Raw genomic sequence first — 21,217 nt, forward strand, 5'->3', positions numbered from 1 at the left:
TCATTACCCCTTTCGACAACCTTCTAACACCATTGTACAATTACTGACCTATAAAAAGAAATAAAAAGACTGCATGACAATTATTGTCATGCAGTCGAAGATTATGCGTATGAGTGTAAACCTGCAATAATTAAATTTACGGCAATTAAATTGAACATGATGATAACAAATCCGATGACAGCAAGCCATGCAGACTTTTTACCTTCCCAACCTCTTGATAGACGCAAGTGAAGGAATGCAGCATAGAACAACCATGTAATGAGTGCCCACACTTCTTTCGGATCCCAACCCCAGAATCGTGACCAGGCTTCATGTGCCCAAATCATGGCGAAAATCAACGCGCCGAGCGTAAAGACCGGGAAACCAATCAATACAGCACGATAGCCGATTTCATCCATCAGTTGAGAATTCGCCTTCTTCGCCAACGGTTGGAATACTGCGGCAAGAGGTTTGCGTGCGATCAAGCGTAAAAGTAGATAAAGCACTGAACCTACAGCTATAGACCAAACAAGAGAAGACATTTTTTGGGCATTGATAATCGGTGGCAATTCAACCCAAGGTGTCATTTTATCTGGTGTCATCGCTTCATACTCATTCATTCCGAATAACGGAGGAACGTGATACGTAATTTCAGCAGGTACTTCATCTTTATTTATATATGTGAATTCTGCTTCATAGTCCATTACTTTAAATGTCGTAGAAGATACGACAAAACCAAGAACTAGAACTAGCGTATACATAACTGTTTCTATCCAAAAGCGTGATTTCGATTTTTTCGTCATATCAATATTCTTTACTAAGAATACAAGCCCCGCTATCGCACTGATCGCAAGTATGGATTCACCAATAACCGTCGTGATTACGTGAATGAATAACCATTTACTTTGAAGTGCAGGAATTAGTGGAGTAACGTCCGTTGGAAACATCGTTGCGTATGAAATAATAATAATCGCAATGGGCAACGCGAATAATCCCAGTGATGGTGTTCGGTAAATAATATACAACATGATGAATGCCCCTACGAGCATCATGCCGAAAGCAGTTGTAAACTCGAACATATTACTAAGGGGTGCGTGACCTGATGCACCCCATCTTGTAAAGAAATAGCCTAGGTGAGTAAGGAAACCGATGATCGTAATAACTAGACCAATTGTTCCCCACTTACTATTATGATATGCTTTTTCTGATTTCGACTTTTTTATAGCGCCTCCAAAAAAGAGTGTCGCTACTAAATAAGCAACAAATGAAACTAACAATAAGTTACTACTAATGGTAATTAAGTCCATATTTCCTCGTCCCCTTCCTGTTCTGGCTTGTCCAACTCAGGATCCTGACGATCTATATAAGCAGGCAAGTCTGCAGTTTCACGTAATGTATCCAGCTCTTTACGTAAAGAGAACCAGTTTTTATTCGTGTGTGCTGCAATCAATAGATGACCTTCTGTATCTTCTTGGATCCATACTCTACGATGTTGCCAGTACATACCTTGAATAACACCAATCATAAATACTAGGCCACCGAGTAAGAGGATATATAAAGTTTTATCTTTGCGGATCGTTAAACCTGAAATGTTTCGAGTCTCGGCAGCTGCGAACTTAATCGCATAGTCATTCTCTTCCACTTCCAACGTTTGACGAATTGCAACGAAACTCTTTTCACCTTTTGGCTTATCAGGTGTATTCATTTGAAAAATGAACGCTGGATTATTTGGAACAGGTGACTTTGAATAGGGTTCCCCGTCTTTAATCCCATCATAATCCGGATAAAAACCGAGCATATTGACAGTAGAGCCATTCCCCAGATCATATTCCTTCTCTGGGTCACTTAAATTCACCGTAAATTCTCCAAGAGATTCTTCAGAAGATTTATTTACCAAATGGAATGTCATGTTTTTAAGCTCGTTTAGTTTATAATCCATCTGGAATACATTATATCCATCAAACTTTAATGGCTTGTTAACATTGATGGAGTAATCCTCCACTTTTTTAAGACTTTCACTACCAGGTAGTGCTCCTTCTTCTTGCTTATACAATGTAACGTCTGTTGTATAGGATTTGGCGATCGCGCCATTTTTCTCCAACGCCTCACCGAAAACTTTTTCTGCTTCTTCTTTTGTATAATTCTCTAAAGTGAACTTTTTATTTTCAAGTACATAACCTGGTGCTCCGACGATATTACGTGTTTCTCCTTCACGAAGCCACATCGCTTCGTCAACATAAAAACCAGGAATCCCTCTCAGCAGAATGCCCGAAATGAAAATAATTAATCCGACGTGGTTAATATATGGTCCCCAACGTGAAAATCGATGTTTTTCAGCTAAAATTGCGCCATTTTCCGTTTTCACATTGTAGCGCATTGCTTTTAGTTTTTCTGCTGCTTTTACAAGTGACTCTTCTGTATGTTGAACATCACCTTCTCCAAAAATCCGCTGACGCTTCATAAAGGATGGATGACGACGTGTACGTTGCTTTTTAAGTGATTTATAAAGCGGAACTACACGGTCAATACTTGCAATAATAATAGAAGTTGCAAGCATACCGACCAGCACTTTAAACCACCAGCTATTATACATATCATATAAGCCTAGCTCATAATAAAGCTTTCCTACCGTACCATACAGACGCTCATAGTATTCCAAATAGCCTTCCGGCGTAGTGGCAGGTACATAGAACTTCTGTGGAAATATGGTTCCGATTGCTGACGCGATTAATACCGCCGCAATAATACTGACACCAATCTTAACACTGGAGAAGAAGTTCCAAATTTTATCGACAATGGAACTCTTATAGGTTTGGGATCTTCTAGAAGATCCTTCGTAGCGCATATCTACAATATCACTTTTCTTTGCTTTTTCAGATAAGGGACGACCACACTTCTCACAAAGCTCTGTACCATAAGGATTTTCATGCCCACATTGGCATTTGATTTTGCTCATTGAGTAACAATCTCCTTACTTTGGTTGAATGCTTTCTAAATACTCGTAAATTTGTTGCTCTGTCATTCCCTGTTTAATGACTTTCGTAATCTTTCCTTCTGGATTGATGAGGAAAGTTGTAGGTAATGGTTTAATATTATACAAATCCATAACGGTTTTGTTTTTATCCCATAACATCGGGAATGATAGGTTCATGTCATCTCTAAAAAGTTCTATTTTCACTTTTGGTTCTCCTACGTTAACAGTAAGGATATGAACACCTTTCGCTTCAAAGTCTTTATAGAGATCCTCCATGTGAGGCATCTCCTTTTTACAAGGTGGACACCACGTGCCCCAGAAATTCAAGAATACGCCTTGTCCTTTGTAATCTGATAACCGATGTTCATTTCCTTCTAAATCTACAAGCTCGAAATCAGGCGCCATATCTCCTTCAGCCAAGACTTTCACTTTATCATTTGAAGTAATCGCGTAGATAATAATTGCTGCTAATATTACTAGAAGGGCTGCTCTGCTAATTAGCCTAATAGTCTTTTTGTTTTTCTTTTTGGCCAATCATGTAACCTCCTGTCTTATTTATGCTCCAACTGCTATTATACCAAAACATAAAATCAGTTGACTCGGCACTAGTGATAGGTTTGTGAACTTTTGACACTTCCTCAGCCGATCTTTCCTGTTTCTGCTAACACGCGTAGTTGTTTCAATTCATGTCTCGTTAATTCACGCGCTTCTCCGGCATTCAATCCGCGTGTCGTTAAGTTAGCAAACTCTTCACGCTTCAGTTTTTGTACTGGACAATTAATTGCATCAAACATTCTTCGCACTTGACGGTTACGTCCTTCATGGATTGTGATCTCGACAATTGCAGAATTCGTTTTTTTATCCGAGCTTGTCATTTTCACCCGTGCAGGGGCAGTACTACCGTCATCTAGTTCAATTCCTGTCTCCAATTTCTTGAGATCATCGCGGGAAGGGATGCCTTTTACTTTAGCCACATATTTCTTTTTAATTTCAAATTTTGGATGCGTCATCAAATACGAGAAATCTCCGTCGTTCGTCATCAGCAATACGCCTGATGTATCGTAGTCCAGTCTACCAACTGGGAATATTCTCTGGCTGATTTCGGGTACTAAATCCATTACGGTTTTACGACCTTTTTCATCATCTACTGTTGAGATATAACCGCGTGGCTTATAAAGCAGATAATAGACAGGTGTTTCTTTTGTCAATTGAACGCCTTCCACTTCAATTGTGTCCATTCTGCTAACTTTTGTGCCAAGTTCCGTTATGACTTTACCATTCACTTTAACTAAACCGTCCAATATTAGTTTTTCTGACTTTCTTCTTGATGCTACGCCGGCTTGTGCCAATACCTTTTGTAATCTTTCCATGGGTTCCTCCTTGATGTTACATACTGAAAAAATTATGTCACACTTTGGGACAAATGAAAAGAAGACTGACCTATGTTGGGCAATCTTCGAAATAGTATGTTTTCTATTCACTTTTCGGTCTCGATATCTACTGCTACTGTCTTAATGGGGTCTGTACCTAAATAAATAGACCAATAGCCCTTTTTTTGTTGTTCATCTGCTTGTGGAATCTGTAACACATTGGACAACATTTTTTTCTCTTCTTTCGTTACGAGTAATTTAACAGATTGATCCAACTTCGCGATCATATGAGGAAATACTTGATACTTCCCTTTTTTCACTGCTGTATACGATTGATATTCAGAAAAAACTTGTTGTGATAACTGTTTATGGACTTGCCAATCATCTCCATTATTTAACGTAACGACTATGACAGACTTTCCATCCTTTTCAAAATAGGTAGCCAGTGTTCGGCCAGCAGCTTTTGTGAAACCTGTTTTACCTGCAACAGCAGTAGGTTCAGATAACACTAGGCGATGTTTGTTTTGCCAACTATTTTTACCATGTTCCGTTTCGAAAGGATAGTTTTTTGTAGATGCTATTTTACGGAATTCTGGATTCTTCATGGCAAAATACAACATTTTAGCTGTGTCATACGCAGAAGATAGATGATGTTCGCCGTGTAAACCCGATGGATTCATAAAATGCGTCTGTTCCAAGCCGTGACTTTGCGCCACTTCATTCATCAGATAGACGAACCCTTCAAGTGAGCCACCTGCATGTTCAGCGAGCGCCTGCGCTGCGTCATTACCTGATCGAAGCATTAAGCCATATAATAAATCTTTCGTCTTCATCACTTGACCCGTTTCGAGATAAATGGATGACCCTTCTGCCATAGCGGCTTGTGAGGAGATGACCGTTTCTTGCTCACTGGGCTTTAACTCCAAAAAGGTATAAGCCGTCCACATTTTAGTCAAACTTGCGATGGGTAGTGGTTCATGTTCATTTGATCCCATCAACAACCTACCATTCTCTCCATCTATCACTGCAAAAGACGAACCTGCTGCCTGACTACTTGCAGGATTCATCAATAATCCGACTATCAGTAGAACGATGACCGAAATCTTTCTCAAGCATCATGTCCTCCTTCTTCTGTAATGGAAAATGCTTCTTGGAATTTTGTCATGAATAAATCCGTTTCCTCCGATGCTTCTTGTTCTTCGTCAAGTGACAGTGGCGGCATATCATCGAGCGATGCCAGTCCAAAACGATCTAGGAAGAAAGTTGTCGTACCATATAAAATAGGTCGACCCGGTCCATCCATGCGCCCCACTTCCTCTACGAAGCCTTTACCTGCCAATGAAGACAATGCACGCTCAGATTTGACACCACGCAAATCATCAATTTCTACGCGCGTTACAGGTTGTTTATATGCAATGATGGCAAGCACCTCGAGCGCTGCTTGTGTAAACGTAGACGGTTTTGGATCTTCTAACATCCTTTTAATATCATCTGCCCATTCACTCTTCGTCATTAAGCGGAAACTCCCGCCATAACTTTTTAGCGTGATGCCACGTGTGTCGTCTTCTTCATATGCCTCTTGTAACGAATTCAGTACTTGTTCTGCTTTTTGTTCTTCGCACTGTAACAATGCGGCTAACTGTCCAAGAGTTAATCCTTCTTCACCTGCAACAAATAAAAAACTTTCCGTCATCCCGACCAAACGGGTTTCGATATCCATTCTTATCATCCCTTCACGTCAACGAGATTCGTAATTCTTCAAAATTATTACTCTGTCGTACTTTGACTTCTTGTAATTTCATCAGTTCGAGCAATGATAAAAATGTTAATACGAGCTCAGGTACAGTCGTCGTTTCAAACAGTGCATGGAAATCACATTCTCCACCATATAGTTCCAACTTACTCATGATCGAAGACATCTTATCACCGACAGATTGCTCGGACTTTGTTATACTCGCTGTTAGAGGCAGCTTTAGCTTCTTTCTGTGCAGCATTTTTTGAAATGCACCAATCAAGTCAAAAACATTCAATTGATCTTCCGTCTCAGTTACAATCGGTTCACCATAATCCGTTAAGTCTTCAGGCTCTTTGGTGAAATGCTCATCACGATAGGCTGCTGACTCACGAAGTGAGTTGGCTGCTTCTTTAAACTTCCGGTATTCCATTAAACGGGCTATCAATTCTTCACGCGGATCTTCCTCATAACCGAATTCTTCGATGAACGCTTCTTCTTCATTGACCGGTAACAGCATTTTGCTTTTCACTTCAAGCAACGTCGCTGCCAGTACAAGGTATTCACTTAATTCATCCAAACGAAGAACACGCATGGCATGCAAATGTTCTATGTACTGCTGTGTTAGCTCCGCCATGGGGATGTCATAAATATCAATTTCGAGCCGATTGATCAAATGCAATAACAGATCAAGTGGTCCTTCGAAGACTTCGAGTTTTACACTATAACTCATTTTTACCAACCTACCTAACCAGAAAGGAATGATTTGGATGCACCCTTACTACCATCCACTTTTTCTACAGTTTATTGTTTATTTCAATGACAATCAAGACTATTTCGAATGCCACGAAGTACTGGAGGAATATTGGAAAGAACAAGAGAACTTTTCAAAAGACCATCCGCTAACAGGCTATATTCTTATGGCTACTGGATTATATCATTGGCGCAGAGGAAATACAGCAGGTGCTTCACGTACTTTAAATAAGGCCATCACACGCTTCCGTGAGATGCCTGTACAATTTGATGACTATCTTGAAGAGGTGTCTATTGATGAAATCATCATGCAGCTAGAGCATTGTCTTACACGCATTGAATTAGGTGAAGATTTCTATACATTTCAGCTTCCAATCTCTTCAGAGTTAGAAGTTGAAGCAGAGAAATCCAAGCCTTTGATTGTATTACTACCTAAAAACAGCGCGTCTGTTATTCATAAGCATATGCAACGAGACAGGTCAGATATTCTTTTACAACGTGAAGAAAAGAAGAAGGGCAGCCGTTAAAGATCTGCGCCTTCTTCTTTTCTTAAACAACTTTGTATAAATGGCTCTGTAAAGTCAGTACTTTTACAGCCATATCCTGGATAGATCTCCTGCAATTCCTTCACCATCTTAAATGCAATTCCTTCTCCACGAAAAGATGGATTGACTGAAATATGCTGAACAGTGTACATCTTGTCATTGTCGTTGACTTCTACCCCTATTAATCCGATGTAATCTTCTGCTTCTTTGTAAAGAAATAGCTGCCACTGTTCATCACATAGATATTGCTGAACAGTCTCTTGCAATTTGCATAACATCTTCTCACTAGGGATATAAGATAAAAAGCCCATAGCAATTTTCTCTTGTGCCTTCTTAAAACGAATTAGATTCAATAGTAACCCCTTCTTTTCAGAAATCCTTTGTACAGTTTACATCATTACCCCATTTACTTCAACTCGCGCATCATTTGAAGCGCGGATCAATCACAGGAACAACAAAATACCAATAGATAACTCCCCAAATTATGGCCATCGCAACAATCGATATGAAAAGAATAATATTTTTCTTTTTCATCAGAAACTCTCCTCCCGATCTGATTGCAACGGAAGGTCCAATTTAATGATGTCTTCGTAAGTTTCGCGCCTTACTACCAACTGATATTGCCCTTTTTCCGCAAACACAACGGCAGGTCGAGGCAGTCGGTTATAATTGCTAGCCATGGAGTACGTGTAAGCTCCTGTACAAAAGACAGCTAGTAAATCACCGGTTTTCACTTTGGGCAAATTGGCTTTTTCAATTAATTTATCGCCTGACTCACAGCACTTCCCTGCGACTGTCCATTGCTGGTCATGTGGTTCGTTCATCCGGTTAGCAAGTGCACTAGAATAGTGGGCATCATATAAAGCCGGGCGAATATTATCTGACATACCGCCATCTACTGCTACGTATGTACGGACACCCGGCACAACTTTCGTACTGCCAGCAGAATAAATAGTCGTTCCTGCATCTCCTACGAGCGAGCGGCCGGGTTCAATCCAAATTTCAGGAATCGGATACTCATATTCCTCTGCCATCTTTTTCACTACATCTGCCATTTCCTCTACATAGACAGCTGGCTCAAGTGGCGTATCTTCTTCCGTATAGCGTATACCAAATCCTCCGCCTAAATTTAAGACAGGGCAGATAAATTGATAATTCTTTCGCCATTCAACCATTCTTTCCATCAGCACTTCTGCTGCGTATTTGAATGCATCGGTTTCAAAAATCTGTGAGCCTATATGACAATGCATGCCGAGGAAATGAATATATCCATGATCATGCAAAGCAAGAAACGCTTGATTCGTTTGGCCATTTTTTAAATCAAAACCAAATTTTGAATCTTCTTGGCCTGTCGTAATATAATCATGTGTATGTGCTTCAATACCCGGTGTTACTCGGATTAAGACATTCATCGATTGCTTTCGCTCATCCGCAATTTCTTTGATGATATCGATCTCCAAGAAATTGTCGACCACGATGCATCCGATGTTTTCTTCAAATGCGTATACTATTTCTTCCCTGCTTTTATTATTGCCATGGAAATGAATACGCTCGCGCGGGAATCCTGCTGCTACAGCCGTATATAATTCCCCACCTGAAACCACATCTAGAGACAACCCTTGTTGTTCTGCCAACTGATACATTGCGATTGAAGAAAAGGCTTTACTCGCATAAGCAACTTGTGCTTTAATATCTTTTTTTTCAAACGTTTCTTTAAATGCCTGCGCACGCTCTTTGAATAGCTCTGTATCATAGACCATGACTGGTGTTCCGTATTGTTTAGCCAATTCTGAAACGTCCACTCCACCGATTGTCAGATGACCGTTTCCATTCACTGCCTGTGTTCCATAAAGATGCATGTCCCATACCCCTCCCGAATTCTCTCAGATAACTTTATCACAAGAAGGCGGAAAGTAGCAACGACATGCAGAATATCTAACTAGTCCTATGACATCCTATCACGGTTCGGCGATTCAGTGATAAACGGCCGTGGATCGTCGATTGTCATAGGGAAACGAATCAATACTCGCAACAAAGCTTTCGGGAAGAATGGTGTGAACGGCCACAAATATGGCACATTCATCGGCTTTAACGAACACAAATAATAGTAAATTAAAGCAAGTGCTATGAAAAAGCCTGGGGCCCCTAGTAACGCAGTGGCAACTAATAAGAAAACCCTGAACACTTTTGTCGTAATACTTAATTCAAATGACGGAATGGCAAATGTCAAAATGGCACTAACCGCCACATATAGTACAACTTCTGAAGAGAACAAGCCTACGTCAATCGCCACTTGCCCAATGACAATAGCAGCAACGAGTCCCATCGCGGTCGACAGTGGTGTAGGAGTATGGATTGCAGCCATCCGCAACACTTCTATACCGACGTCAGCTATTAACAATTGGACAAATAACGGAACTTCTCCCCAATCATTCGGACCAATATACTTAATTGCTTCCGGAACGAATTGTTTTTCGACTGACATCAAATACCAAAACGGCAACATCACTAAACTAAAAAAAGTCCCTATGAAGCGTACCATCCGGATGAAAGTCCCAATCAAAGGTGCTTGTCTATATTCTTCTGCATGTTGTAAGTGATGCACAAGCGTAACAGGCACTAAAATGACGGAAGGAGATGTATCGACGATGATCGCAATATGGCCCTCGAGTAAATGCGCGGCACAAATATCGGCGCGTTCCGTATACCGAACAAACGGCATCGGATGAAATCCTTGTTTAAACAGAAATTCCTCGAGTGATTTATCGGTCATCGTCAAGCCATCTGTTTTCAATGCATCCAGTCGCTCTCGCACAAAATTCAAATGCTCTTCATTAGCAGCACCTTTCATAAAGGCAATGGCTATGTCCGTTTTACCTTTTACTGATGTCTCGTGCATTTCAAATCGTAGTTCCGTTGTGCGTAAACGCCTTCGAATTAATGCAGTGTTCGTCAAGATATTTTCCGTAAAACCATCCCTTGAACCTCGTATAACTTTTTCAGTATCAGGCTCTTCAGGATTTCTACCGGGGTATGATCGTACATCAAGCGCGAATGTGAAACCATCTTTCATAATGAATACAGCTAACCCACTTAAAATCACTTTTGCAAGTTGATCTTCATCCTTTACGATTTCCAGCGAATGATACGGAAAATAATCCATCAATGCGCGGTCAATGTTTTCAATAGGTTCACTTGTATATAAATCATTACGATATTGCATTTCCGTCAATAAGGTTGTTAAGACCTCTCCATCCACTAAACCGTTCATATACAGAAGAAGTATTTCTTTATCCCATAGGTGGATCAACCGTTTAGTCGCATCAAATGTTTCGTCTTCGCCAAACTGGTTGATGAACCACCTTTCCCCTTCTCGTATGGACGTAAATAGTGTATCGGTCAAATTACGGTCTCCTCGCCTTCTCGAGCGCATCTTCGGCATCTGCGCCCATCCATGTTTTCATTTGAGCTAGTATTTTCTTTTCCAACCGTGATACTTGAACTTGTGATATTCCGATTCGTTTCGCAATATCACTTTGTGTGTAATCTAAATAATAGCGCATATAAATGATTGTCTGATCACGTTTATTCAACCGTGTAATGACATCTCGTAACGGAATATGATCGAATACCCTCTCTGATCTATCGTCTCGAAGTTGATCCATTAACGTTAAGCTATCCCCATCACTCTCATACAATTGTTCATGTAGCGAGGCGGGATCACGAAGCGCATCTGAAGCTAGAATAATATCTTCTTGTTTCACTTCTAATATTTCCGCCATTTCCGAAATAGAAGGTGAACGTCCGTTTTTCTTAAAGAAATCATCGGTTGCGTGACGAATTTTATAACTTAACTCACGAATGGTGCGTCCTACTTTCACCATTCCATCGTCACGTAAATAACGTTGTATTTCTCCGACGATCATCGGTACAGCATACGTTGAAAACTTCACCTCATAGGATAGATCGAACTTATCTATTGATTTCATCAAGCCAATGCAGCCTATTTGAAATAAATCTTCTAAATCCGCACCACGCGAAGCGAAGCGTTGAACGATGGACCACACAAGTCTTGTATTGCCTTCTACCATCATTCGTCTAGCTTCTTTGTCACCCGCTTGTGATTCTTTGATGAGTTCTCGCATTTTTTCTTGTGACAATAGAGCGTGTTGCTTCTCAACAGATGCTTCCATATGTCACCTCATTCTACTTACTTCTGTGACTGGAGAAAAATTCTTCTCAAATGTCACGATTGTCCCATTTCCAAGGGTAGAATCTACACGGATACCGTCCGAGAAACTTTCCATGATCGTAAAGCCCATACCGGAGCGCTCCATTTGTGGTTTGGTCGTAAACATCGGCTCCATTGCTTGCTCAATGTCGAAGATACCCATTCCCTCATCTGTTACCGTCATTTTTACTGTGCGGTCGTCAATCGCTGCATGGATCTTCACCATACTTTTACCATCGCATTCGTAACCGTGGATAATCGCATTCGTAACAGCTTCCGAAACAATTGTTTTAAATTCCGAAAGTTCTTCCAGTGTCGGATCCAATGGTGCGATAAAACAGGTGAGTGCCATTCTGGCAAGTGCTTCATTTTGTTCTATCGCTAGAAACGACAAGGTCATTTCATTTTTCATGTACAACCCCTCCGATTTCGTCGATTGCTTCTTCGACTGTACATATTCTGACGACATCTCCAAGACCTGCAAATTGGAATAATTTCTGCATTGTCGGAGATGGATTCAATATGAGTGTTTCTCCGTTTACGGGTACTAGATCACGCATTCTTCCAAGAATAAGTCCGATTCCTGCGCTGTCCATGAAGCCTAGTTGGTAGAGGTCCCAGATGATTGCACGCGTCTTTCCCGTGAATATAGCAGTAGATACTTCTTCTCTAATTTGATTGGCTTCGTGGTTATCGAGTTCTCCTGCTAGCGTGATTAAGACAATGCCATTTTCCAGTTGTGTAATAGTTGCCATGTGTAGATACGCCTCCTTCATGAAGGCATTGTCGCACATTTAGAACGACTATCCTTTAGTTTTGACAAAACTAGTCAGCTGTCCCTAAAACTTCTTAAGTTGTGACAGAAATTAAACGGGCCGGAAAGATATCTTTAATCGACGTTCCACGCGACATCTTCCAGGCGGCCGACAGCAGTCGGGCTGAACTTCTCTGAAGAACTCTCCCGAAGATACGCGTTAGCCTAGCATCGGATTCATAGCTAGTCACTCCCTCGCTCCTTACCCGAGCTACACAAGAGTATGTACAGTTGCATTTGTTTTTACACATGAACGACAAAAAAGCCATGTGCTCTGAAGGGAGCCAATTTCTTGGCATGCTTCAGGTACATGGCTTTTATTCATTACAAGGAATGTATAAGCGGTGGTGCTGCTGTTTTTTCCTTTGAAATATGCATATGAGTTTGCAGCAGTTGGATCGAATCATCCACTTGTTCTGTGTTTGCATGGAGAATAGCGAGTGCCTCTCCCTTTTTTACAAAGTCCCCTATTTTCTTGCGCAGCACAATCCCGACCGCGAGATCAATGACGTCTTCTTTTGTTGCACGACCCGCACCAAGATGCATAGCGGCAACACCTATTTCATCGGCATCGATTTTGGATACATAGCCGCTTTCAATAGCGGGAACTTCAATTTGATACTGTGCTTGCGGCAATAGATTTGTATTCTCAATGACTTTTTCGTTGCCGCCTTGTGCTTTGATTAACTCACCGAACAAACGCAGTGCGTCACCGTTTTCTACGACATTCTGTAGTTGTTTGCGTGCGTCTTCTTCAGTTTCTGCTTTGTTCGCTGCCAGCAACATCTTGCTACCAAGAACTAAACACAGCTCCGTTAGATCGGCTGGACCTTTTCCTCGCAGTGTTTCAATCGCTTCTTTTACTTCCAGAGCATTACCTATCGCAAGTCCTAGGGGTTGGTTCATATCCGAAATAATAGCACTTGTGTTTCTTCCAACTTCATTGCCGATCGCCGTCATGGCATCTGCCAATTGCTTTGAGTCTTCCAATGTTTTCATGAAAGCTCCTGCGCCTGTCTTGACGTCTAGTACGATAGCATCTGCGCCCGCCGCCAACTTTTTACTCATAATTGAGCTTGCAATCAGTGGAATGCTGTTGACGGTCGCTGTGACATCCCTTAACGCATATAGTTTTTTATCAGCTGGTGTCAAATTGCCACTTTGGCCGATTACAGCGATTTTCAAATCATTGACCTGTTGAATAAATCGTTCGGTAGAAATCTCTACGTGGAAGCCTTCAATTGCTTCTAGCTTATCAAGTGTGCCCCCTGTATGGCCTAGTCCCCGGCCACTCATTTTAGCAACTGGTACACCGCATGCTGCTACAAGTGGCGCTAAAATAAGTGTCGTAGTATCACCTACTCCGCCTGTTGAGTGTTTGTCTACCTTCACTCCTTCAATTGCAGATAAATCGATTTGATCGCCAGACTCCGCCATGGCCATCGTTAAGTAGCCTTGTTCTTCTGTAGTCATACCCTTAAAGTAAATGGCCATTAAGAAAGCACTCGCCTGATAATCTGGGATTGAGCCATCCGTATAACCCGTCACAAAAAACTCGATCTGTTCTTTGTTTAGTTCCTTTCCGTCTCGCTTGTTTTCAATGATATCCACCATTCGCAGCATAAAATTAATCCTCCTTAACTAATGCAGACAAGAAACTTTCACCATGTTCAGGCTTATCTACTTGGAAATTCTCGGCAATCGTCGCCCCGACATCAGAGAATGTTTTACGAATGGGCAATTGCCCCGCTCCTTTGTTGGAAGGAGAGTAGACGAGTAACGGTACATATTCTCTTGTATGATCCGTACCCTCATGAACTGGATCATTTCCATGGTCCGCTGTGATGATCAGTAAATCGTCCGGTTGCATTGCATCCATAATTTCAGGCAAACGTGCATCAAATTCTTCAAGTGCATTACCGTAACCAATCGGATCGCGACGATGACCATATAATGCATCGAAGTCTACTAGATTAACGAAACTAAGGCCTTCAAATTCTTTTTTCATCACCGAGACAAGCTGATCTACACCATCCATGTTCCCTGTTGTACGAACTGCTTCAGTCACCCCTTCACCATTGTAAATATCCGCAATTTTACCGATGGCGATAACGTCATAGCCTTTATCTTGCAATTCATTCATTACCGTTTTACCAAATGGCTTCAATGCATAATCATGACGGTTTGTAGTCCGTGTGAATGTACCCGGTTCCCCAACAAATGGACGCGCAATCACACGACCGACTAAGAATTCAGGTTGCAATGTAAGTTCTCTTGCGATTTCACAAATTCGATATTGCTCTTCAATTGGAATAATTTCTTCATGTGCTGCAATTTGCAGGACAGGGTCGCCAGACGTGTAAACGATGAGGGCTCCTGTGTTCATATGCTCTTCACCTAGTTCATCGATAATTTCCGTACCGCTTGCCGGTTTATTTCCGATGACTTTTCTACCCGTTTTTAATTCCAATTCATCTATAAGTTCTTTGGGAAAACCATTCGGATACACTTTAAATGCATCATCGATACGCAAGCCCATGATTTCCCAATGCCCTGTCATCGTATCTTTACCGACAGATGCTTCTTGCATCTTTGTGTAATATCCTTGTGCTTCTTTTTGTGGTGCGAGACCTTTAATTGGTGCAATATTCGCAAGACCGAGACGTTCCAAATTCGGTAGTTTCAGTCCATCCATTTCTTCACCGATATGTCCAAGCGTATTAGACCCAACATCGCCAAAAGCTTCAGCATCAGGTGCTTCGCCAATCCCTACTGAGTCAAGTACGATTAAATGAATACGATTATAACGAAATTTCTCCATATGAAAACCTCCAGTAATAGTAGTTTACGCTCTAGGATGATATTGACTGTAGACATCTTTCAAGCGTTTTTTGCTGACATGCGTGTAGAGTTGCGTCGTGGAAATATCGGCATGTCCGAGCATTTCCTGAACTGCGCGTAAGTCAGCTCCATTTTCAATCAAATGTGTGGCGAATGAGTGGCGCAATAAATGCGGTGAAATGACTTTCTGAATTCCCGCCTTCACTCCTGCCTCTTTCAAGATCTTCCAACATCCTTGTCTTGTCAGCCGTCTGCCATGCATGTTGAGGAACAACGCTTCAGTATCGCTGATGAACTTAGGACGCCCTTCATTTAAATACAAAGTACAGGCATCGATTGCTGAACGTCCAAGTGGCACGATTCGTTCCTTACTGCCTTTTCCAAATACCCGCACAAACCCCATGGTCAAATGAAGATCGGCCAAATCAATCGCTATCAATTCACTTACCCTCATTCCAGTCCCATATAACAATTCAAGCAATGCAATATCGCGCATACCTTGTGAAGTATGGCCATCAACGGCATGGATCAATCGTTCTATTTCAGGTATAGAGAGGACATCCGGCAGCTTTTGTTCAATTTTAGGCAATTCGATATGAATCGTGCAATCATGTGTCGTGATTTGTTCTCTTACTAAAAATTGATGGAACGAACGAATGGAGGAAATATGTCGGGAGAGGGTACGACTGGATTTACCACTATCTTTCAACTTCTGCAAGTATTGCAGAACCATCGTGCGTTCAATAGAATTAACTGTTTCTAAATTTAAACTTGCGATGTAACGTATATAGGCTGTCAGATCGCGTTGATACGACTTCACCGTATTTTGAGCCAATTGTCTTTCAACTGTTAAAAAGTGCACATAATCCTCCAATGCAAACTGTGCATCTTTCATAGACTTTCCTCCTTTCTTATGTAAAAAGTAAAAAAGGACAGCGCTTAGGCTATCCCATTGTCTTCCTGTTCTTTCTCTTCGTCTTTCGCTTTACAACGTTTACAAATTCCATGGAACGTCAGCCAATGATCTTTGACTGTAAAACCATACCGACCTTCTACGACTTTTTCTACTTCACCGAGTAAGTCTTCCTGAATTTCATCAACCGTTCCACATTCTAGACAAATTAAATGATGGTGGAACCGCGCAGCGCCTTCTTCTCGTAAATCATAACGCGCTACCCCATCGCCAAAATTAATTTTATCGACAACTTTTAGTTCAGTTAATAATTCTAATGTACGATATACAGTCGCCAGACCGATATCTGGAGCCTTTTCTTTTACTAGCAAAAATACATCTTCTGCACTTAAATGGTCTTCTTCATTTTCCAGAAGAACTGCTACAGTCGCTTCACGCTGAGGCGTCAACTTGTAGCTGGCCCCGTGCAATTGCTTCTTAATTCGTTCTATTCGGCTTTCCATACGACGCCCCCCTCAAATTGTTTCCATTATACCAAACTGTCGTTCCAGATGACAATAGAAAGGAAAGGTTCAGTTCATTATAGTGTGTAGTGGATATTACTTTATAAAATGAAAGATCGCTAGTTCCAGTATCTGCGTGATCAACAATAGAGCAATCAATGGTGGCACTGCAGTTAATGGACGATTTTTCTTACTAGCCGGTGGAGCAAAAAATGGCGGGTTCAACACTGAACATAAAATCAGGAACAACAAACAGCTGATCAATTGAAATGGGAACCACCAAATCGTATAGGATACCAACTTTAAGCCTGTCGACAATAAATAGGTGGATGACAAACCAAAAAAAGCACATTTAATCGCTCCGAGAAACATAGTGATAAAACGGACCCTTTTATATTTAGACAGAATGATGGCTAATAGAATAAAGCTCAACGTCACCACAACAGGTGACCACAAAGCCGCTTCAGATCCCTTCACTACGCGTTGATCATATAAACCGATGATCTGCTCTAGCGACGTGACAGGCCACTCCCTGAATAATAAAGCCCCTCCTATATAACTGATTGCGAGTATAACGAATAAATAGACAAAAGACAATGATCGAGCCATAAATAGGACACCTCCGCATCGTTTCTATAACATATGCTTGTCCGTCCAGAAATAGCTCAATCCTTTATAGGTTTTTTACATACCAGACAGCCGCAACTGTCTTCGCATCATAAATCCGTTCATTCGCAATTAACTCCTCTGCCTCTTCAACAGTTACTTCCAGCACTTCAATGAATTCATCTTCATCTCCTATAGCAGGTTGTTCCACTTTCTCAAGATCTTTTGCTATGTATAAGTGAATGATTTCATCCGCGAAGCCTGGAGAAGTCGAGAATGTCTGCAAATATTCGAATGAATGTGCACGGTACGCTGTCTCTTCTTCCAGTTCACGAATCGCCGTTAGCTTAGGTTCTTCGCCCGGTTCAATCTTGCCTGCAGGTATTTCTAGCATCGTTCGTTCCAAAGGCTTTCTGTACTGTTCAACTAACACGATTTTTTTATCTTCAGTCAAGGCGATAATCGCCACGGCTCCTGGATGTTTTACTAATTCTCTTTTTGCTAGTTTTCCATCAGGCAATTCTACTTCGTCTACTTGTACCGAAATGATTTTACCTGTAAAGATCTGTTCTGTTGAGAGGGTTCTTTCTTCAAACTTCATCCAGCACTCAACCCTTTCCATTGGTTTTATAGCCCGCTTTCATTGTACCATGAAACGAAAGGAGTGAGGCACATGAAGAAGCGTATAATAGGTTCTAGTAGTTTACTTGTTTCCGAAATTGGACTAGGTTGCATGTCATTACCGACTGAACTTGAATCGGCTCGTTCCGTACTTGATGAAGCAGTAGATCATGGTATCAACTACTTCGATACAGCAGATCTTTACGATAAAGGAACAAACGAAGAACTTATAGGAAAAGTATTGAAAGAAAAACGTCAAGATTTGATCATCGCGACGAAAGCCGGTAACAAGTGGCAGGGAGAAGATTCCTGGATATGGGATTCTTCAAAAGCCCATATTATGGACGCTGTAAAAAAAAGTTTACGACGTTTACAACTCGAACATATCGACTTGTACCAACTTCACGGTGGTACGATGGAAGATGATGTGGAAGAAACAATTGAAGCATTTGACACATTAAAAAAAGAAGGCATCATACGTGAATATGGTATCTCAAGTATCCGCCCCACTGTAATCGAACGTTTTCTGAGTACTAGCCAGGCAGTTTCCGTCATGATGCAGTACAACTTGCTGGATCGCCGTCCTGAAGAATACTTTTCTTTGATTGCTGAAAAAGGTGCATCTGTTGTCGCTAGAGGGACGTTGGCAAAGGGTTTACTTACGAATGAAGGCGTGGAGCGTGCGAAGAATTTGAATGGCTTTGTATCTTATTCACAGTTTGAATTACAGCAGACAGTTCAGACACTTTCTAATGAAACGAATGACTTACAAGCATATGCCATTGCCTTTGTACTTAAAGAGCCCGCTGTAGCATCGGCTTTGATTGGTTCCAGAACACAAGAGCAACTTCGAGAGTCATTAAAAGCTTATGACTCGCCAATAGATTCACAATTGCTGACGATTTTAACAAACAAAATAGAGCCACATCAATATGAACAACATCGCGTGTAATATAAGAAAAAGAGCAACCGCATTTTTTGCAGGTTGCTCTTTTTCTTATTTATGATTAGCTGTTGCACTAACTAAGACAGAAGATGGTCCTTCTTTAACGCTAAGTGGCATAGCTTCCGCTTGATGTGCTTGTTGGACAGCTTGCTTCTTTTTTGAAGGAAGCATATTGAAAATGATATTCAAGAAGATTGCCGTGATACTTCCGAGTACAATCCCATTACTCGTTAGGATCTGTACACTTTCAGGTAATTCCTTAAATAGATCCGGTACAACTGAAACACCAAGACCAATGCCGATGGAACACGCTACAATCATTGCGTTATCTTGAGTTTTGGAAATAACAGGACTCAACATTTTAATTCCTTGCGAAACCACCATTCCGAACATCGCAACCATAGCCCCTCCAAGGACTGCCGGTGGGATAATGGTTGCAAGAGCCGCTATTTTCGGCAAGAACCCTAAAGAAATCAACATAATTGCGGTCACGAATATCACACGACGTGACTTCACACCAGATAATTGCATTAAACCCACGTTTTGTGAAAATGTCGTGTAAGGAAATGCATTGAAAATACCGCCAATAACGGAAGCCAATCCTTCTGCACGATAGCCTTTTTCCAACATTTTTTTGTCGATTTCTTCTTCACAAATATCACCAAGCGCAAAGTATACTCCAGTAGATTCTACGAGTGACACCATTGCCACCAACGTCATAATGGCGATCGGCAGTAGATGGAATGTAGGAGTGGCTAAATAAAACGGCATCACCATATGGACATAAGAAGCATCTTGTACATTGGAGAAATCTACGATACCAAGGAATATCGCTGCAATCGTACCACCAACTAAACCTAACAAAATAGCGATAGACTGCATAAAACCTGAAGTGAATCGGAACAGTAAGACAATGAATAATAACGTGCCAAATGAGAGTAAAACATTTGTCATCGATCCAAAATCTTCAGCACCTTGTCCACCGCCCATATTATTGATCGCAACAGGAATCAATGTAATTCCAATAATTGTTACGACTGAACCGGTAACGATTGGAGGGAAGAATTTCACGAGACTTCCAAAGAAGCGACTAATGAAGAAAATGATTACGCCTGAAGCAATAACCGCTCCGTAAATAGCGGAAATTCCATAGTCATTGCCTATTAAAATCATGGGACCTACGGCTGTGAATGTACACCCAAGAACAACGGGTAGACCAACGCCAAAATATTTATTACGTGAAATTTGCAACAACGTAGCGATACCACACATTAAAATATCAATTGAAACAAGATATGTCAGTTGTGTAGGAGTTAACCCAATAGCATTCCCCACAATGAGTGGTACCAAAACTGCGCCAGCATACATAGCAAGTAAATGCTGAAAACCTAGCAGTGTTGTTTTCATCAGTTATTTTCCTCCCCAACAAATTGAACTTCACCGTTATTCAGTGACTGAAGCTCAGCTAGCGACTCTAAACGTACGCCTTCTTTACGAATCAAATCCCCGCCTGGCTGGAAGCACTTTTCAATGACAATGCCAACACCTGCGATAGTGGAACCTGCTTGTTTTGCGATATCTATGAGTCCAAGTGCAGCTTGTCCATTGGCAAGGAAATCATCGATGAGCAATACCGTATCTTCATTTGAAATAAAATCTTTAGAAACCGAAATATCATTCGATTCTTTCTTAGTGAAAGAATATACTTTCGCGGAGTATAAATGATCCGTCAATGTAAGTGATTTACGCTTTCTGGCAAACACTACCGGAACGCCCAATATCATTCCCGCCATTGTAGCTGGAGCAATACCTGAAGATTCAATCGTGATGATTTTCGTGATATTTTGATCGCTGAATCGTCTAACAAACTCTCTCCCGATTTCTTGCATCAGTAATGGATCAATTTGATGATTCAAGAACGAATCCACTTTCAGTACCTCTTCCGATAATACTTTACCTTCTTGTCGAATCTTATTTTTTAGCAACTCCACGCTGTTGTGCTCCCTTCATTTTTCCGAATAAAAAAAGCGTATATGCCATACTCCCATATAACAACTATGAGAGAGCGGCATGTACGCTTTTAAAAATGAAAAAGCAATTCCTCTGTCGAACGACAAAGAAAGCTGCTTTTCATTCTCCCCATAGGCGGTCTATTTCCGGTAGACCGGTAGAAACTTACGGGCCATATCCCCGTGATTATATGAGTCTTATTTAACTGAATGCTAACAGTATAGCACGATTCGACAAATTTTCAATATGAATATTTACCAATTAGTTTGATAGTTTTAGGCTAGCAATCTTCTGGACATATTCTGGACAAAAAGTTGGGTTAGATTGGGATAAAGCATAATTTCAAAAGAGAGTGCAAAGGATTGAAGCGCCCCCTCCG

The 21,217-nt window shown here is 41.2% G+C and carries 23 protein-coding genes and 1 riboswitch; of the genes, 2 read left to right on the plus strand and 21 right to left on the minus strand.

The window, feature by feature from the left end; genetic code table 11:
- Nucleotides 1-101: 101 nt before the first annotated feature.
- The 7 genes from ccsB to CSV70_RS04180 all read right to left on the minus strand — a co-directional run bounded on the left by ccsB (nt 102) and on the right by CSV70_RS04180 (nt 6,788).
- The gene (gene ccsB, locus CSV70_RS04150) at nt 102-1,286 is read right to left on the minus strand and encodes a c-type cytochrome biogenesis protein CcsB (RefSeq protein WP_085133364.1); all 1,185 of its coding nucleotides are present in this window, start codon (nt 1,284-1,286) and stop codon (nt 102-104) included.
- The gene (gene resB, locus CSV70_RS04155; protein ID WP_099626417.1) at nt 1,277-2,935 is read right to left on the minus strand and encodes a cytochrome c biogenesis protein ResB; all 1,659 of its coding nucleotides are present in this window, start codon (nt 2,933-2,935) and stop codon (nt 1,277-1,279) included. Before resB ends, ccsB begins: the two co-directional genes overlap by 10 nt.
- Nucleotides 2,936-2,950: 15 nt before the next feature.
- On the minus strand, nt 2,951-3,487 hold the full coding sequence (resA, locus tag CSV70_RS04160) for a thiol-disulfide oxidoreductase ResA (RefSeq protein ID WP_085133362.1): 537 nt from the start codon (nt 3,485-3,487) through the stop codon (nt 2,951-2,953).
- A 104-nt stretch (nt 3,488-3,591) separates the two neighbouring features.
- Complete coding sequence (locus tag CSV70_RS04165; protein ID WP_085133361.1) at nt 3,592-4,323, minus strand: pseudouridine synthase; 732 nt, start codon at nt 4,321-4,323, stop codon at nt 3,592-3,594.
- 107 nt (nt 4,324-4,430) lie between these two features.
- Nucleotides 4,431-5,435 (minus strand): D-alanyl-D-alanine carboxypeptidase family protein, encoded by a 1,005-nt coding sequence (locus CSV70_RS04170; RefSeq protein ID WP_085133360.1) that lies wholly within the window; start codon nt 5,433-5,435, stop codon nt 4,431-4,433.
- A complete protein-coding gene (gene scpB, locus CSV70_RS04175; RefSeq protein ID WP_085133359.1) occupies nt 5,432-6,043 on the minus strand; it encodes an SMC-Scp complex subunit ScpB in 612 nt (203 codons plus the stop codon). Before scpB ends, CSV70_RS04170 begins: the two co-directional genes overlap by 4 nt.
- A gap of 13 nt (nt 6,044-6,056) precedes the next feature.
- The gene (locus CSV70_RS04180) at nt 6,057-6,788 is read right to left on the minus strand and encodes a segregation/condensation protein A (protein ID WP_099628132.1); all 732 of its coding nucleotides are present in this window, start codon (nt 6,786-6,788) and stop codon (nt 6,057-6,059) included.
- Nucleotides 6,789-6,825: 37 nt separating this feature from the next.
- Between CSV70_RS04180 and CSV70_RS04185 the strand changes: the two genes are divergently transcribed.
- Nucleotides 6,826-7,335 (plus strand): DUF309 domain-containing protein, encoded by a 510-nt coding sequence (locus CSV70_RS04185; RefSeq protein ID WP_085133357.1) that lies wholly within the window; start codon nt 6,826-6,828, stop codon nt 7,333-7,335.
- Here CSV70_RS04185 and CSV70_RS04190 read toward each other — a convergent pair.
- The 12 genes from CSV70_RS04190 to CSV70_RS04245 form a co-directional block, all read right to left on the minus strand.
- On the minus strand, nt 7,332-7,706 hold the full coding sequence (locus CSV70_RS04190; protein WP_085133356.1) for a GNAT family N-acetyltransferase: 375 nt from the start codon (nt 7,704-7,706) through the stop codon (nt 7,332-7,334). The two genes, CSV70_RS04185 and CSV70_RS04190, sit on opposite strands and share 4 nt — an antisense overlap.
- A 180-nt stretch (nt 7,707-7,886) precedes the next feature.
- Nucleotides 7,887-9,212 carry a diaminopimelate decarboxylase gene (gene lysA, locus CSV70_RS04195; protein WP_099626415.1) on the minus strand — a complete coding sequence of 442 codons (1,326 nt, stop codon included), beginning with the start codon at nt 9,210-9,212 and terminating at the stop codon, nt 7,887-7,889.
- Between the two features lie 86 nt (nt 9,213-9,298).
- A complete protein-coding gene (locus CSV70_RS04200; protein ID WP_085133354.1) occupies nt 9,299-10,756 on the minus strand; it encodes a spore germination protein in 1,458 nt (485 codons plus the stop codon).
- Between the two features lies 1 nt (nt 10,757).
- Nucleotides 10,758-11,546 (minus strand): SigF/SigG family RNA polymerase sporulation sigma factor, encoded by a 789-nt coding sequence (locus tag CSV70_RS04205; protein ID WP_085133353.1) that lies wholly within the window; start codon nt 11,544-11,546, stop codon nt 10,758-10,760.
- 3 nt (nt 11,547-11,549) lie between these two features.
- Nucleotides 11,550-11,996 (minus strand): anti-sigma F factor, encoded by a 447-nt coding sequence (gene spoIIAB, locus CSV70_RS04210; protein WP_099626414.1) that lies wholly within the window; start codon nt 11,994-11,996, stop codon nt 11,550-11,552.
- A complete protein-coding gene (locus tag CSV70_RS04215; RefSeq protein ID WP_232319169.1) occupies nt 11,986-12,339 on the minus strand; it encodes an STAS domain-containing protein in 354 nt (117 codons plus the stop codon). The genes spoIIAB and CSV70_RS04215 overlap by 11 nt, the downstream gene beginning before the upstream one ends.
- A 383-nt stretch (nt 12,340-12,722) precedes the next feature.
- Complete coding sequence (locus CSV70_RS04220; protein WP_099628197.1) at nt 12,723-14,018, minus strand: pyrimidine-nucleoside phosphorylase; 1,296 nt, start codon at nt 14,016-14,018, stop codon at nt 12,723-12,725.
- Between the two features lie 7 nt (nt 14,019-14,025).
- Entirely contained in the window at nt 14,026-15,219 is a 1,194-nt protein-coding gene (gene deoB, locus CSV70_RS04225) for a phosphopentomutase (RefSeq protein ID WP_099626413.1), read from the minus strand.
- A gap of 24 nt (nt 15,220-15,243) precedes the next feature.
- Nucleotides 15,244-16,134, minus strand: a complete 891-nt coding sequence (gene xerD, locus CSV70_RS04230; protein WP_085133349.1) for a site-specific tyrosine recombinase XerD — start codon at nt 16,132-16,134, stop codon at nt 15,244-15,246.
- 44 nt (nt 16,135-16,178) lie between these two features.
- The gene (gene fur, locus CSV70_RS04235; RefSeq protein ID WP_085133348.1) at nt 16,179-16,655 is read right to left on the minus strand and encodes a ferric iron uptake transcriptional regulator; all 477 of its coding nucleotides are present in this window, start codon (nt 16,653-16,655) and stop codon (nt 16,179-16,181) included.
- A gap of 96 nt (nt 16,656-16,751) precedes the next feature.
- Entirely contained in the window at nt 16,752-17,264 is a 513-nt protein-coding gene (locus tag CSV70_RS04240; protein ID WP_085133347.1) for a hypothetical protein, read from the minus strand.
- A 64-nt stretch (nt 17,265-17,328) separates the two neighbouring features.
- A complete protein-coding gene (locus tag CSV70_RS04245) occupies nt 17,329-17,862 on the minus strand; it encodes an NUDIX hydrolase (RefSeq protein WP_085133346.1) in 534 nt (177 codons plus the stop codon).
- A gap of 72 nt (nt 17,863-17,934) precedes the next feature.
- Between CSV70_RS04245 and CSV70_RS04250 the strand changes: the two genes are divergently transcribed.
- Nucleotides 17,935-18,834 (plus strand): aldo/keto reductase, encoded by a 900-nt coding sequence (locus tag CSV70_RS04250; protein WP_099628131.1) that lies wholly within the window; start codon nt 17,935-17,937, stop codon nt 18,832-18,834.
- Between the two features lie 45 nt (nt 18,835-18,879).
- Here CSV70_RS04250 and CSV70_RS04255 read toward each other — a convergent pair whose 3' ends face one another.
- Nucleotides 18,880-20,235, minus strand: coding sequence for a nucleobase:cation symporter-2 family protein (locus tag CSV70_RS04255; protein WP_085133344.1), 1,356 nt, complete (start codon nt 20,233-20,235; stop codon nt 18,880-18,882).
- A complete protein-coding gene (locus tag CSV70_RS04260) occupies nt 20,235-20,819 on the minus strand; it encodes a xanthine phosphoribosyltransferase (RefSeq protein WP_099628130.1) in 585 nt (194 codons plus the stop codon). The genes CSV70_RS04255 and CSV70_RS04260 overlap by 1 nt, the downstream gene beginning before the upstream one ends.
- Nucleotides 20,820-20,950: 131 nt before the next feature.
- A riboswitch (purine riboswitch) is annotated at nt 20,951-21,052 on the minus strand.
- Nucleotides 21,053-21,217 lie beyond the last annotated feature (165 nt).

Origin of the sequence: Sporosarcina sp. P25, from assembly GCF_002743235.1 — a bacterium.
GTDB lineage: Bacteria > Bacillota > Bacilli > Bacillales_A > Planococcaceae > Sporosarcina > Sporosarcina ureae_B.